Consider the following 15,257-nt stretch of genomic DNA (forward strand, 5'->3'; position numbering starts at 1 on the left):
TGCTATTTGCAAGAGACGGGTTCATATATTGGTTGAATCCGCGGTACCACTCTAGTTGACATGCTCATGGCATATCCACCTCATTGTAATAACGCATGATCTGCGGAAGAAGCTACTTAGGTTCACCTCTTCATCGATAAAGTGCGTTTCAATTGGTTTTTTATTGACAGGCTTCCACTCTACCCTGACTCGCTGAAATAAAACAATCCAATTTACTCTCTTTATCATTGATTTTTTCTTTATTAAGTTTTTGGTGTTGAATGTATATTATTAGATTCAAATGAGATTGTCAACATTATTTTTTTATTTTTTTAAATTATTTTATTTCTTTGGTCAATTCAATCATACGATTCACCGAACGGTCCAGGTAAGCTATTGTATCTTTCAATGGTTTATCTGTTGTGATATCTACTCCAGCAATTGCTGCAGCATCAACGGGAATATAGGTGTCCCCTGTTTTCAAAAATTCCAACCAACGGTCAACTGCTGGTTGGCCTTCTTCTTTAACCTTCAAGAATGCCTGTGTTGCAATTGTTAGACCCGCTGAGTAAGTGTATGGATATAATCCCATATAATAATGCGGTTGGCGCATCCAAGTTAGTTCTGCTCCAGCATTTATCTCAACAGCATCTCCCCAGAATTGTTCCAGTACACTGCGTTTCAACTCACTTAATTTTTGTGCATCGAAGCCCATACCGGCGTCAATTAATTTATATACTTCACGTTGATAGGCTGCTTCCAACAAGTGCGTCACAAAGTTATGGAAGTATGTATCAGACATCATTTTTGTCAAAGCAAAACGTTCCATCCGCGCATCATCGGTATTACGGGTCAAGGAATCTGTCAGTAATAATTCGTTGAAAGTGGACGGACCTTCGATCAAGTATAGAGAAGGACTATCCCCTACTACCGCGTTATTTTCAGAGGCCATGATACCTTGTCCAGCATGACCAAATTCATGAATCAAGGTGTAGACATTACTTAAATGGTTTGTCCATGACATCAAAATATATGGATGTGCTTTATTCGCAGAAACAGTTGTACAGAAACCACCCGTTGATTTACCGGTGTTTTGGGCAAAATCAACCCAGCGTTCTGGATAAGCTCTCATAATCATTTCTGTATATTCTTTACCTAATACGGAAATGGATTCTTCAACCATTTTTTTAGAATCTTCAATTGTCACTTTCGGTGAGTATTCAGGGTCCAAATCAATTTTCAAATCAGCATAAGTTACTTTATCCAGACCTTGGACTTCTTTCAAATGCGTAATATACTTGCGCATAACCGGTGCTAAATCGGACATAATAACGTCGATTTGGCGGTTATACAAAGATTGATCCACTTCTTGATCATATAAAAGATAATCAAAAATCGAATCGAATCCACGCATCGTGGCCAACGTTTTTTCCGTTTGTAGTTTTGTATAATACGTTTGGGCGATGACATTCTCATATTTTTTCAAAACTTTTGAGAAAGCATCGAATGCGGCACGACGAATCTTTGTATCAGTATGATACATGTAAAAATCTTCATACAAAACAAAACTCAATGGGTATTCTTCTCCATCAACAGTAAATGTACCGAAGTCCATATCTGCCAGTTTCGCTTGGTCGTAGATGCCTTCCGGTGCGGATAAGGTCGCAGAAAGTTGTGCCAACGCTTTTTCAACTTCTGGGTTTAATTGGATATGTTTATTTGCTTTTGTATGACGAACGAAAGAGGCATAACGTGGTTCTTTCATTGCAACGGCATCCAAAGTCACCTCTTCAACTTGTGTCAATTCAGAATCGTAGAACGACAGGGCTGCCGAAACATCTGCCATCACATTGTCAAATTGGCGTGAAATCTGCGTGTTGTCCGCATTGGTTAAATCAGTTGCTGCCGGTAGTGAAGCGTAGTGATATAAAACAGAAATTTGCGTCATGATGGCTTCATAAGCTTGAATCGATTCAATGATTGTGGATTCATCAGCCAATTTACCTGCATATGTTTCCGCAAAGGTAGCGACATCTGCTTGCATTGTTTTCAAAGCTGTATCGTATTCTTCGCGGGATGCAAATAAGACATCCAAATCCCAAGTTAATTCTACAGGTACTTCTGAGCGGTGCTTAAGTTCTTGTTTCTCCATGTGATAATCTCCTTCTAGTAAGTGGCTTCTATTTCTTTAACTTTATCGTATAGATAACGGTTTGTCGGTGTTTCAATATGATGGCGTGCACCTTTTTCCAATACAGTTCCGGCAAAAAGATCGACCTCCGAATAACGTCTAGCCAATCCGTCCTGACGCATGGATGGCATGTTGTTAGAGGATAAAGGATCAATCAGTGCCAAGTTATCTTTTAAATCCTGTTCGGTAAGTTGAACACCTTCTGCTTGGGCAACAGGAAGGACTTCCTTCATAGCCGCAATCATTAAGTCACGTTCTGGTCCGTCTTTTTTTACAGTCCCGTAAGTTCCTTCAGTGACCATCAAAACCTGGTTCACTCCCACATTCAGCATAAATTTTTTCCAGATGCGGTATTTAATATCTGCTTCAACAGTGTAGGGAAAGGCTGTTTGATCAAAAAATGCTGTCAAAGCATCCAAGCGGGCTTGTTTTTCTGGACTATCAGCCCCAATGCGTAATTCACCCATAAGTTTATAACGAAGTTCATTCCCTTCACGGACGGCATCCATACTTTGCGCCACACAGTGAATAATCTTGTCGTTACCAAAAGCCTTCGCTAATTCTTCTTCACTGGCAATCCCATTCAAGACAGAAATCAAAATGGTGTTGGAACCTACTTGGTTGCGTGCGGTTTCAATTCCACTTTCCAGACTGGAACCTTTGACTGCAAAAATGACCAGGTCAGCAGGTTCTCCTTCTAACGCTTCGTCAACGTAATTGAAGTCACAACGCTTACCATTCGAAAAAATGCCAGCTTTTTCATAGCGTTCTTTTCTTTCCTTGTTCACAACAACCCGAACATTCTCCATTCCAATTTTCTCAGTGAAATGATCGGCATACATAATACCAAGTGCTCCCAAACCTATAATAGCGACATTCTTTATCATAAGATTCCTCCTTCTGTTGTAAGATATCTTTCCATTTTATCATAGTGCTAGCCAAATAAAAGACTCAATAAAGGAATTGTCAGTACGGATAAAAACGTTGATATAAAAATATAACGCGTCGCCAAAGACGTGTTACCACCGTACAAAGTCGATAATGTAACAGCCATAGCGGGTCCCGGCATGCCGGCGATAATGATTAAAACACCCAGTATAACAGTATTTGATATCACATTACGTAATACAAACCACATAAGAGCAGGTATGACTAGCATTCTTAAAATTGAAAAAAGATACAGACGTAGGTCCTTCATTGCAGACCAGATATCAATGCGTACCATCGACATCCCGATGATAAACATGGCCAGCGGCGACGTAATATTTCCCAGGCTCGCGGCCGTTTTCATAATCAAGGAAGGCACGGGAATTTCAAATAAAAATATTAAGAGTGCCAAGATGGCTGATAAAATAGCTGGATTTAACAATAATTTCCTCAAATCAATCGCATGCGTTCTTTTCCCCTTGGAGATAAAATAAACACCCAAGGAATACACCAAAATGTTATTGGGAATATTAAAAATCGCTGCATAAAATAACCCACCCGATCCAAAAATTGCTTGAACGACGGGCAGACCCATAAAGCCGTTATTCGCAAAAACGGTAACGAATTGCAGTACCCCTACTTCATCCGGTTTTGCTCGGAAAAGTTTCGGTAAGCCCAGAGCCAAGAAAGCAAAGAACGCATATGAAGCACTAGAAACCACCAAGACCCAGATACTATCCATTTTGGACCCCGTAATTCCGGCTCCATCTGCGGATGAGAGTATCAAAGCTGGAACCGATACATAATTGATGAACGTTGCAAAATTCATTTCTGCGTGCTCATCCAGCAGTTTCATTCTCGCAACGATGTAACCCAGTAACATGATGAGCATCAATAAAAGCAATTGTTCAATAACAATAAGAGGATTCACTTAATTGCTCCCTTCGTGAACGTGGTGCATCAGAAATGGTAGATCCGTTTCAAATTGAACCCCAAATTTAGGGTCCACTCCACTGGTGATGGTACGCTCGATGACACGATTCACATATTTAACTGCCAGTTCAATTGCCTCTTCCAATGGTTTTTGCTGGAATAATAATCCTGCTACTGTACTGGAAAACAAATCCCCCGTTCCATCAAAATGACCTGGGTGCCACGTATCAAAACTATAAGCATATTTTTTGGAAATCGCATGATAGCTAGCCGCTCCCAAAACTTCCTCATCGTAACGAACCCCGGTTAAGATGGCTGTTTGATTGTTTAATCCGGTCAATTCAGCCAACGTTTCTTCGATGAAAGTTTGCGTGAAGGGGCCTTTTTTATAAGGCTTATCCAACAATAAACTTGCTTCCGTCATATTAGGGATAATCACAGATACTTCCTGACATAACTCACGCATTTCTGCAACATACGCACTGTCAAATCCGGTATACAAAAAACCGTGATCCCCCATCACCGGATCTAAAATCGCAATACCTTGCGGTTTCATAAAATCATGAATAATGCGTTTTACCAAATCGATTTGTTCTTTTGAACCGAGGTAACCTATCAAAACACCATCGTATTTGATTCCCAACGATTGCCAATGATTTAGAATTTTCTTTATTTCCTGGGTTAAATCCAAATAAGTAAAACCTGAAAAACCGACACCCGTGTGAGTACTTAATAAGGCAGTCGGCAGTATATTTACAGCGTTATTCAAACAGCTTAAAACGGGCACAGCAACATTGGCTGAAATCCGGCAGCTGGCGGATATATCCTGAATTACTAAAATGCGTGGTTGGTGCATAGCAGCATCCGCCTCCTTTTTTTAAATTTCTTAATTATTGTACCAAAAGAAAGTCACCCATGGGCGAATATTATCTGTACCATCTCAAATAAAAAAATCGTAATGAAATAATCAAAATTGTGATTGTTTCATTGCGATTTTTATTTTGGACTGGATTTTGGTAAAAAGATTCCGCTTTTCTCCTAGCCTCAAGGGCTATTTTTGTAAGATTCATGCTCATAAGTATCATTATGAACGGCTTGCTTGCCTCTGACATGGGCGCTTCGCATGTCAAGTACACCTCTCATACGACCGAAATTGGTTTCTACGTCAGTTTTTCGTTGTGCGTAGATTTCTTTACCCCGATTGCTTTCAAGGTTTTCTTTTACATGCTGCTTGGAATCCATGTCCTTGGGCAGAGCGTCTCGGCGCAGGAAGCCGTTGGAATTCTCGTTCTGCCATTTTTCTAAATCCGTTTATCTTAATGAGGTGGCGTCTTCTGATGAGGCATTGGCTATGCGGACCATGATTTCATTGTGGCGCAACAGCGGCAATGTGAACGGGGCATTGAAAGTGGCCACCATATAGTTGGATACTGGCTTGTAGTGTTTGGCATCCAGCCATTGGGCAAGTTTCTTGTTCATTTCTTGCTCCTTGCTATCATTCGAGGTCCCACCGTACTGGATGACGGCGAAGAGTCCGCTATCAAATTTCTTGACGGACAGCCATGGACTGGTGGGCTCGGGTATATTCTCCCAATGCTCTTTCGGGACCACAAATGCCATCTTCATCTGCTCGCCCGCCAGTTCTTGAATCACCGGGACGGTCATGCTGATTTTCTTTTGCTGCTTGTTTCCTTTTGATATATAGCGAAACAAGGTGCCGAAGCCGCTATTGATGTCCGGATCATTCTGGTTATCGTATTCCACGATATAAAAATCCTTATACTTCCTCAGTTCAAACGGTTCTTCCGACATTACTACCTCGTACTCCGGACGTTCATATTTGGACATTTTTCCCATCCCCTAGATAATCCATTTTCTATTCTTCGGATTCGCTTCCGAAATCTTCCATACCTATTTCCTTATAGCCTTCCGGCAATTCAAACATTTCCGCTGGTGGATTATTCGAAATTCCGGTAACCTCCATGGTCGTCAAGGAAATGCCGTCATCAAAAACCATTTTCTTCAATTCCGACCCGGAAAAATAGTAGGTAAATAGTTGGTCGTCCATGCGATAAGTTTCAAAGTCCAGATTCCCTTCTCGACCGGATTCCAAAAATTCGGTATCTTCCAAGTCGATAGGATTCCAATTTTCTTCTTCCTCTACCATGATGCCAAGTTTCGAGACCATGATTTGTTTGGCCACTTCATCTATCATATATAAATTGCCGTCTTTCATGATGGTATGGGAGGTCACATTATCAGTAACTGTAATAAATGCTGCCTTATCATTGTCCACTGCTACTTTAGTTTGATAATCTGACGGGTCCGGTTCAACGCTATCTTCTACATGAACATCATAGGCGATAAAATATTTATCTCCTCTAATACTTTCAGAAAATTGTGTCAACAGTGGTCCGAATTCTCCAGCTCCAACAGGTTGAGAGGAAGATGCCATTTCACTGCTTTCTGAGCTACTTTCACTTTCAACAATACTGGATACTTCGGATTCCATTTGGCTACTTTCGCTCACAGTGGACTCCCCATTAGTACCAGTGTCATTACCACCACACGCCACCAAGGTCAGAAAAGCACTCGCCAATAACAACGATTTGAACGTTTTATCCATCGTTATCCCTCCTAATTCACTCACATTAATTATAAAAGTATTACTAGCCATTATCCATCAATAAGGTATAATGTGTTAAAAAAGGAGGGTTCGGATGAAAAGAAACAATACGCATCAAATGGTCATGTTTGCAATGTTTGCTTCTTTAACAACCGTCATGACACTTTTATTTCGGATACCAATCCCAAATGCACAAGGATATTTAAATATAGGGGATGCGGTTTTATTATTAGCGGCACTTATAATGGGCCCAGCTGCCGGATTTTGGGTCGGAGCGATTGGATCGGCTTTAGCTGACATGATTGCCGGCTATGCCATGTATATGCCTTTTACCTTTCTAGTAAAGGGATTGGAAGGCTTTTTCGCTGGTGTTATTTATAAAAAAACAGGTAATACCATTTTAGCAGTCTTCATTCCTGCCCTTTGGATGGCGACAGGCTACTTCTTTACTGACTGGCTCCTCTATGGAACAGCGGCGGCAGTGGCAGCTGTTTTAATGAATATCCTCCAAGGAATCGTGGGGGCTGTAATCGCCCTTATCCTATTCAAGATTCTCGACCCTATCTTTTCTAAAAGATAAAAAATCGTTTCCCCTCTACATGAGCGGGAAACGATTTTTTTAACTTATTCAAGTCAGATTGGTCTTGCTCTTACTCTTACGTTTCAAGTAAAAATACCCAAGCAAAACGATGAACAAGGACCCAAGCGAATCCACAATCAAATCTTGCATTGTATCCTTTAAAGCGACACGGCCCAACAATACGGTACCCTCATAGGTTTTATATTTTTGCATATTACCGTCCATAATACCATCACCCAGAAATTCAATAATTTCCCAAATCGCACCAACCATCACCGCAAAACAAAAAGCAAAAAACGAAACAAAACTGGGACTCAAACGTAAATTTAATTTCTCAATCCCGGTCAATAGATTGACTAATAAAAACCCAGTAGCGCCTAGCATACCGGCACTGAGAAAATGCAGAAGTGTATCCCAAAATGGGAAAATATAATAGAAATTCTGGATTTCCCCTAAGTAAATGGCCGCAAACAAAAAGATGATATAAATAATTTCAATAATATTAGGGATGTAAATATCAAATTTGTCCTGAAGTTTGATGGGCAGAAATATCATCACCCCTCCGATTATACTCTGGAGAGCCATCACCACGTAATCGCTCTTCATGCGAACGCCTTCATGTTCAGAAGAACCACTTGGCGCCTGAAAAAACATGTAAATGGCATAAAAAGTTGAGGCGATGAGGAAGATAAGAACAATAGTGAGGAGGACGTTTTTCCCTTTATCCGATTTTTTATCAGTTTTCATGGTTCATCTTCCTTTTCTGTTTGATGTTATTGCTATTTTGAGTTTTTAAGGTTGCGGTGTAAGTAGAAATAACCAATCAAAACGACCATCAAGGCCCCCAGTGTATTCACCAAGAGGTCACCCATTGTGTCAAATAATACGTTCCTTCCGGCCAACACTTCATGTTCATACGAAATATATTTTTGCATATTGGTTTTGAGGATACCATCTGAGGTATATTCATATATTTCCCATATTGTACTAGCAGTCATAGCGAAGCAAAAAGAAAAAAACGAAACGATTCCAGGACTTATCTGAACGTGTTTCTTATCCATGCCAGTCCAAATATCAACCAAAAAAAATCCAATGGTGCCGAGCATTCCCGCACTGAAAAAATGGAGAATCCTGTCCCAAATCGGTACACGATAATAAAAATTACTGACCTCACCTAAAAAAATAGATAAAAACAAGAAGATTAGATACATGATTTGAATGATATTTGGAATTTGCACTTGGAATCTATTTTCAATCTTTCTTGGCAAAAACACCAATATAGAAGCGACCCCGCACTGCAAACTCAACAGAAAATAGTCACTCTTTACACGTTCACCGTCATTTTCTACCCCAACCACGGTAGGGGCTTGAATAAACATATAAACGGTATAAAATATCGAAACAAGCAAGGTGACGAGAACAATAATAAGAATAATTTTTTTCCTTTTTCCCCACTTCCGTTCACTTTTCATGGCTTTCCCCTCGCATGAAATCTCTTATCTCTATGTTAATAATAACCCATTTTGAGCAATACAACCAAATAAAAGAATTCATTCGTGTACGTATTCCAACGAATAGAAAAGTCTTTTTATAAAACAGTCAAAAACTGCGTTGCAATGGAAAAATAAATTAACAAGCCTATTGCATCATTGATGGTCGTTATGAACGGGCCTGATGCAATGGCTGGATCAATTCTGAATTTATCGATTAACACCGGAATAAGAACACCGACAACGTTTGATATACCCAGTGCCAACAATAGTGAGATTCCAATAATGATAGCTAGTGCAATATTTCCATAGAAAATCGCCACAATCAACCCAAGGACTGATCCTGCCCCCAAACCAAGTATCAGACCGACCAATAATTCTTGTCCAACTGTTTTCCAAAATGCTCCTTTGAGCAGATTCCTGCCCGAGGATAGTTTACGGATTGAAACTGCTAAAGATTGGGTTCCGACATTCCCGGCTGAGTTCATGATAATCGGGATAAAAGCTGCCAACAATACAACTTCATTGAGCGTTTCTTCAAAGGAATTGATCAAGGTCGCACTAAACATTCCCATAAATATCAGAATGATGATCCACGGCATCCTTACTCGGGCGATTTTCCATGCCTTTCCTTCGTTAAAATCTTTCTTTGATGATCTCGTGATGGCCGCAAATGTTTCAAAATCTTCAATGACCTCTTCCGTCATGACATCCATCACATCGTCGACCGTAATTATCCCCACCATTTTACCTGTGGCATCCAAGACAGGAACGGCAACTAAATCATATTCCTGCAGTAATTTACCAGCTGCCTCTTGTGCGGTGTCCGTGTGGACGGCCGCGACATTTTTCACCATAATTTCTGCCAATTGCCTCTCCTCAGGTTCAATGATCAAGTCGCGCAAAGAGACTACCCCACGCAAAATCCCATTCCCGTCCAAAACATAGACATAGTAAACCATCTCCACTTTTTGGGCAGATGACCGGAAGCGCTCTGCCACTTGCTTTACCGTTTCGTTCGGTGAAGCAACCACGTAACTCTTGTTCATGATGGAACCAGCCGTTTTTGGTCCGAACTCCAACATTTCTTCTATATGTTTACGTTCGGTTGCATCGACCAGGGAAAGTAGTTCATCGATTTGTCCCGGTTCTAAATAAGACAAAAATTTGATGATATTGTCACTTTCCATCTGCATAAGTAGGCCCGCAATTGCGCGCGTAGAAAAAGCCGCATACACTTCCTTTTGGTTGCGTGGAGTCATCCATTCAAGTATATCTGCAAATTCATCCGGATTCAGGAACGCCGCAATTTCTTGCTTGTTTGTGGGGAAAAGAAGATGGAAGAGTTCCTCTTGGTCTCGAATATGAAGCTTCAAAAAGTATTTCCGGAATGTTTTACGGTCTTTATTTTTAACAGCTTGAAAAATAATTTCGTGCGTTCTCATTATGCTCACTCTTCCCTTCGTACCTGTGTCCCATTAAGCCTTGAAGTTGTAGACAGGTTTCAAGATAGCCTTGACCATGACGGTGGCTGCCGTTTTCGCCAAAATTTCCGCCATCGGTTTGTAAGCATCTGGCATTTCATCCAAAGTAGCTTTACGAACAGAAGTCGTATAAATGCCTTTCATTGCTTGTTGGAAATCGTTCATTTTTAGCATTTTACGGGCTTGTGTGCGCGACAGTAAACGTCCTGCACCATGAGGAGCAGAATAGTTCCAATCTGGGTTTCCTTTTCCAATAGCTAAAATACTGCCATCGCGCATGTTGATTGGGATAATCACTTCTTCACCGTTTTGCGAGGAAATAGCTCCTTTGCGGATAATACGATTGGCGATATCAACGTAATTATGCACCACATCAAACGTCCGGACGGGCTCCCAATCCATGGCGGTGGTAATTTCCTGCATCATCGCTTTTCGGTTTAGGTGAGCGTAATGCTGTGCAATGGCCATATCATTCAAGTAGGTATTCATTTCATCCTTTTCGAGGTAAGCAAAATCCATGTCAAAATCTGGCTTTTTCTGATTCCAATAAGAAACGGCACGCTGCTGGTGGTAGTTGGCAACTTCTTGTCCCAGCGAACGTGATCCGGAATGAATGTCCAAATAATAGGAACCCTTTTCATCTTGGTTGACTTCTATAAAGTGATTCCCACCGCCCAATGTCCCAATGGAGCGTTGGACCCGATCTATGTCAGAGAGCTTAACTGTCAAGGCTTCTAGATTTGCTTCATTAAGAAAAAAATGGGGTTTCTGACGGATACCCGTTCCACTGGGAATAACCTTTCTAATGACGTCATCCAAGGCTTTAAAATCATTCTTTCCCAGTTCGATGTCACCTAATTCCGCAACAAGCATCCCACATCCGATATCCACACCTACTACATTGGGCACAATTTTGTCCGTGAACGTCATAGTGGTCCCAACGACTGCTCCCTTTCCAATATGGGTATCAGGCATAATCCGGATTTGACTGCCTTCGGAATAAGGGTGATCCACCAGTCGTTGAATTTGTCCAATCGTCTCGTCGTCAATGTTCTTGGTGAATACTTTCGCCTGTGAGTACTTCCCGCTTACAAGCATTTCTTCTGGTTGGTTCATGATTCGCCCTCCATTCAAAACTTAATCCAGTATTTTGTCGATGATGGAACGCAAGACCTTTTCCCGCAATTCCACGGTTTTGATTTGATTCTTAATTTCATAACCACGAACCAGCGTCTCGGAAATATACATTTGTGATATTTTTCCTGCCAATGCCCCACCGTCAAAAAATTCCTCATTTGCCGTTTGAAGGACAATATCGCCAAGTTCTGCAATTGGAGATGATTTAAAGTTGGTGATGGCAATAATCGGTGTTTGGTTTTCTTTGGCAATCAGTAGTGAATCATGGATATCTTTGGTCCTGCCACTCAATGAGAAACAAATAACCAAATCTTTTGGCCCCAATAGTGATAACGCTTGAGCCTGGAAATGGGGATCAGAAGTCTGATTTGCATGTACACCCACTCGCAAAAGCATTTGTTCCAGAGCGGCAGCCGCCAGCCCACTCGAACCTACGCCGATGATGTAGATATAGTTTGCTTTGGAAATAGCTTGAACCGCTTGAAGAAGTGTATCGGAATCAAGCAATTTCCGCGTTGATTCCAGGACTTTCACCTGATTTTCCAAAATGCGGTCATAGTACTTGTAATCGGTGTCATCGTCGTATTGGCTTGTGAATTCTTTTTTGGCGATGGCAATTTTCAAGTCGGAAAAACCGCTGTAGCCTAATTTTTGGCAAAATCTTATCAAGGTAGCGTCTCCGACTTTTACCTCTTCCGTTATATCTTTCATCGTTCGATAGACAGCCTGTCCCTTGATTGCAAGTAAATAATCCGCAATCCTTTTTTCGGATTTCGTCAATGTATGGTATTTTTCTTGGATTTGATGCGCGAGTCCCATAATGTCATTCCTTTTCATGTTTATGAATGTATTATACATGAACATTTGCGGTTTCAAATTAACTATTTACTTACTTGGAAGCGTGTGCTATATTGCATTCACGGAGATATACTCCGGAATAAATTAATTAACGGAGGAATAATCCATGGATAAACAAGCCTTCATTGATCACATTCGCGGTGGCATCATCGTATCTTGTCAAGCACAACCAGGAGAACCTTTATATACCGAAGAAGGAGGAATCATGCCTTACTTGGCGCTAGCGGCGGAACAAGCGGGAGCTGTGGGAATTCGCGCAGAATCAGTGAGAGACATCAAACAAATCAAGGAAAAAGTAAATCTCCCTATCATCGGAATCATTAAACGGGACTACCCGCCTCAAGCCCCATTCATCACAGCAACCATGAAAGAAGTGGATGAGCTTGTTGAAACAGGCGTCGAAGTGATTGCCTTGGATTGCACGCTAAGAGAACGTTTTGACGGTAAAACAATCAATGCATTTATTAAAGAAATAAAAGAAAAATATCCGAACCAATTATTCATGGCCGATATTTCTACCTTTGAAGAAGGAATGAATGCCTTTAATGAAGGAATCGACTTTATAGGAACGACTCTTAGTGGCTACACCGAAGAAAGTGTCAAACAAGACGGTCCAGACACTGCGTTGATGAAAAAATTAGTCGCAGCCGGAGCTGATGTAATTGCTGAAGGTAAAATCCATACACCCGAACAAGCCAAACAAATACAGGAAATTGGAGTTGTCGGAATCGTTGTGGGTGGAGCTATCACCAGGCCAAAAGAAATAGCCAAACGTTTTGTTGACAGCTTGAAATAAGGAGTGAAAAATATGTTCAAAAAATTCTCACAAATCGGGAGAGCTATGATGCTCCCCATCGCCATATTACCGGCTGCCGGACTCTTGCTTGGTCTCGGCGGTGCCTTGACCAACCCAAGCACCTTGGCTGCCTATCCATTCCTTGATATTGCTTGGCTACAAACCATTTTAAGTATCATGAGTTTTGCTGGGAATGCTGTCTTTGCGAACTTACCGCTCATCTTTACTATTGGTATCGCTGTTGGCCTTGCCAATGGGGATAAAGGGACTGCCGGTCTAGCTGGTGGTGTTGGTTATGTCGTATTTGCTGCAACCATCAGTGGCTTTTTACAATTATTCTCAGCTGAAGGTGCAACGATTGACACTGGGGTCGTTGGTTCAATAGCAGTCGGTAGTACAGTTGCCATTTTACATAACCGTTATCGGAAAATTCAATTACCGCAATTTTTGGGCTTCTTCGGTGGTTCACGTTTCATTCCAATCGTTGGTTCATTCGCAGCCATTATCCTTGCAACTATTTTTTATTTAATCTGGCCCCCTATCCAGGGAGCATTGACATCCGCTGGTGAAGCCATCGCACAAATGGGAAGTATCGGGACATTCTTGTACGGGTTCTTGTTGCGTTTGACCGGAGCTGTTGGACTACACCATACGATTTATCCATTGTTTTGGTATACATCTTTAGGTGGGACTGAAGTAGTAGCGGGTCAATCTATTGCCGGGGCACAAAATATTTTCTTTGCGCAGTTAGCTGATCCCAACCACACCGGACTATTTACTTACGGAACACGCTTCTTTGCAGGACGTTTCGCAACCATGATGTTTGGTTTGCCAGCTGCCACTATGGCAATGTATCACTCGATTCCAAAACAGAATCGTAAAGAAAATGGTGGTTTGTACTTCAGTAGTGCCCTTACATCATTCTTGACGGGTATTACAGAACCAATTGAATACATGTTCTTGTTTGTGGCACCTTGGTTATATGTCGTTCATGCTTTTCTTGACGGTGTTTCCTTCTTCGTGGCCGACCTACTCAGCATCCGGATCGGAAATACGTTCTCAGGTGGTTTCATCGACTTCTTCCTGTTCGGTCCACTGCAAGGTAACAACAAAACGAATTGGCTTTGGGTTATCCCGGTCGGCATTGTTTGGGCATTGATTTACTACTTCGTGTTCCGTTTCTTAATTACGAAATTCAAAGTGATGGTACCAGGTATGGAAGAAACTGACGTTGATCCAAGCGTCCCAGTTGCTACTACCGGAAAGGCCTCAACCTTGAATGACGAAGCACATATCATCATTGATGCTTTGGGAGACGAAGCTAACATCGAATCAGTTACGGCTTGCGCAACAAGGTTGCGGATTTCCGTTAAGGATGGTTCGATTGTGGACCAAGCTGCTATCAAAAATCTCGGGGCAACCGCTGTCTTCGAGGTACAAGGCGGTATCCAAGCCGTATTCGGCGGTAAAGCGGATTTATTATCACAAGAAATCAATCAGATTATGGGAAATGAAGACTAAAAAAATGACCAAAGGAACGGTAATCGTTCTTTTGGTCATTTTTATTTTGTGGGCTTTTGTGGATATTATTGCCACAAATCCGATAATATGTCTTGGAAGGTTCTAATTACAACGATTATAAGCGGTGCTCAATGTCTGGATCTTATGGACCGTCTTTCAATGTCGAAGCGTTAAAACTGATTTTCATTAGGGTTACTGATGATTACCAACCTTACAAAAATCCACTCATATCTGTTTTTTACTATTGCTTCTCATTCTCCAGCTCTTCAATTAAACGTTCCATTTCCGCGATTTCTTCTTCTTGTGCCTTGATGATTTCTTCTGCCAATTGCTTGACTCTTTTGTCTTCAATCGTTGCTCTTTCACTGGTCAATATGGCAGTGGAATGGTGAGGTATCATTGCCTGCATCCAATCAATCTGATCGACTGTTTTTTGACTGCGTACCAACCACAAGGAGACACCGAAAACCAGGACACTGACAGTGAGGATCGCCATATTCATTTTCTTATTGTCATACATTTTCCACATGAATCCCAGCATCACAATTGCCATGACAGACCCCATAATCAAGGCCATAAAAAGACGGGTTTCGCTGATCAAAACATGAGCCCATTCATAAACATTCAAATACATGAGGAAGTACATGATGATGGTGGATGTCAGGATCATTATTCCAAAACGAACATATTTTTTCATGAAAATTCCTCCTTCTGTTAACTTCATTTTAAGAAGAA

16 protein-coding genes and 1 other annotated feature are annotated in these 15,257 nt (G+C 41.3%); of the genes, 3 read left to right on the forward strand and 13 right to left on the reverse strand.

Annotation, left to right across the window (positions count from 1 at the left end; translation table 11 throughout):
* Positions 1 to 8: 8 nt before the first annotated feature.
* Positions 9 to 237: a binding site (T-box leader), on the reverse strand.
* A 79-nt stretch (positions 238 to 316) separates the two neighbouring features.
* From pepF to ACTVAI_RS04820, 7 genes are all read right to left on the reverse strand, one after another.
* The gene (gene pepF / locus ACTVAI_RS04790) at positions 317 to 2,131 is read right to left on the reverse strand and encodes an oligoendopeptidase F (RefSeq protein ID WP_443486027.1); all 1,815 of its coding nucleotides are present in this window, start codon (positions 2,129 to 2,131) and stop codon (positions 317 to 319) included.
* Positions 2,132 to 2,145: 14 nt separating this feature from the next.
* Positions 2,146 to 3,057: a ketopantoate reductase family protein gene (locus ACTVAI_RS04795; protein WP_443486028.1), complete on the reverse strand. Its 912-nt coding sequence runs from the start codon at positions 3,055 to 3,057 to the stop codon at positions 2,146 to 2,148.
* A gap of 47 nt (positions 3,058 to 3,104) precedes the next feature.
* Entirely contained in the window at positions 3,105 to 4,028 is a 924-nt protein-coding gene (locus tag ACTVAI_RS04800) for an AEC family transporter (RefSeq protein WP_443486029.1), read from the reverse strand.
* On the reverse strand, positions 4,029 to 4,886 hold the full coding sequence (locus ACTVAI_RS04805) for a pyridoxamine kinase (protein ID WP_443473903.1): 858 nt from the start codon (positions 4,884 to 4,886) through the stop codon (positions 4,029 to 4,031). It lies immediately after the preceding gene.
* A gap of 188 nt (positions 4,887 to 5,074) precedes the next feature.
* Complete coding sequence (locus ACTVAI_RS04810; protein WP_443486030.1) at positions 5,075 to 5,272, reverse strand: transposase; 198 nt, start codon at positions 5,270 to 5,272, stop codon at positions 5,075 to 5,077.
* A 69-nt stretch (positions 5,273 to 5,341) separates the two neighbouring features.
* Complete coding sequence (locus ACTVAI_RS04815) at positions 5,342 to 5,887, reverse strand: SOUL family heme-binding protein (RefSeq protein WP_443486031.1); 546 nt, start codon at positions 5,885 to 5,887, stop codon at positions 5,342 to 5,344.
* Positions 5,888 to 5,906: 19 nt separating this feature from the next.
* Positions 5,907 to 6,656: a hypothetical protein gene (locus ACTVAI_RS04820; protein ID WP_443486032.1), complete on the reverse strand. Its 750-nt coding sequence runs from the start codon at positions 6,654 to 6,656 to the stop codon at positions 5,907 to 5,909.
* Between the two features lie 94 nt (positions 6,657 to 6,750).
* On the opposite strand from ACTVAI_RS04820, the gene ACTVAI_RS04825 reads away from it, so the two are divergent.
* Positions 6,751 to 7,236 (forward strand): ECF transporter S component, encoded by a 486-nt coding sequence (locus ACTVAI_RS04825; protein WP_443486033.1) that lies wholly within the window; start codon positions 6,751 to 6,753, stop codon positions 7,234 to 7,236.
* Positions 7,237 to 7,284: 48 nt separating this feature from the next.
* Here the strand turns inward: ACTVAI_RS04825 and ACTVAI_RS04830 are convergent, their stop codons facing one another.
* The 5 genes from ACTVAI_RS04830 to ACTVAI_RS04850 form a co-directional block, all read right to left on the reverse strand.
* The gene (locus tag ACTVAI_RS04830) at positions 7,285 to 7,983 is read right to left on the reverse strand and encodes a hypothetical protein (RefSeq protein WP_443486034.1); all 699 of its coding nucleotides are present in this window, start codon (positions 7,981 to 7,983) and stop codon (positions 7,285 to 7,287) included.
* Positions 7,984 to 8,015: 32 nt separating this feature from the next.
* Positions 8,016 to 8,708 (reverse strand): hypothetical protein, encoded by a 693-nt coding sequence (locus ACTVAI_RS04835; RefSeq protein WP_443486035.1) that lies wholly within the window; start codon positions 8,706 to 8,708, stop codon positions 8,016 to 8,018.
* A 116-nt stretch (positions 8,709 to 8,824) separates the two neighbouring features.
* Positions 8,825 to 10,171, reverse strand: coding sequence for a magnesium transporter (gene mgtE, locus ACTVAI_RS04840; RefSeq protein WP_443486036.1), 1,347 nt, complete (start codon positions 10,169 to 10,171; stop codon positions 8,825 to 8,827).
* A gap of 33 nt (positions 10,172 to 10,204) precedes the next feature.
* Entirely contained in the window at positions 10,205 to 11,326 is a 1,122-nt protein-coding gene (locus ACTVAI_RS04845) for an RtcB family protein (protein WP_443486037.1), read from the reverse strand.
* Between the two features lie 21 nt (positions 11,327 to 11,347).
* Positions 11,348 to 12,166, reverse strand: coding sequence for a MurR/RpiR family transcriptional regulator (locus tag ACTVAI_RS04850; RefSeq protein WP_443486038.1), 819 nt, complete (start codon positions 12,164 to 12,166; stop codon positions 11,348 to 11,350).
* A gap of 145 nt (positions 12,167 to 12,311) precedes the next feature.
* On the opposite strand from ACTVAI_RS04850, the gene ACTVAI_RS04855 reads away from it, so the two are divergent.
* Positions 12,312 to 13,001, forward strand: a complete 690-nt coding sequence (locus ACTVAI_RS04855; RefSeq protein ID WP_443486039.1) for an N-acetylmannosamine-6-phosphate 2-epimerase — start codon at positions 12,312 to 12,314, stop codon at positions 12,999 to 13,001.
* A gap of 12 nt (positions 13,002 to 13,013) precedes the next feature.
* The gene (locus ACTVAI_RS04860; protein WP_443473893.1) at positions 13,014 to 14,522 is read left to right on the forward strand and encodes a PTS transporter subunit EIIC; all 1,509 of its coding nucleotides are present in this window, start codon (positions 13,014 to 13,016) and stop codon (positions 14,520 to 14,522) included.
* A 241-nt stretch (positions 14,523 to 14,763) separates the two neighbouring features.
* On the opposite strand, the gene ACTVAI_RS04865 is transcribed toward ACTVAI_RS04860, so the two are convergent.
* A complete protein-coding gene (locus tag ACTVAI_RS04865; RefSeq protein WP_443473892.1) occupies positions 14,764 to 15,219 on the reverse strand; it encodes a DUF305 domain-containing protein in 456 nt (151 codons plus the stop codon).
* Positions 15,220 to 15,257 lie beyond the last annotated feature (38 nt).

Origin of the sequence: Jeotgalibaca sp. A127 (assembly GCF_052266745.1) — a bacterium.
Lineage (GTDB): Bacteria > Bacillota > Bacilli > Lactobacillales > Aerococcaceae > Jeotgalibaca.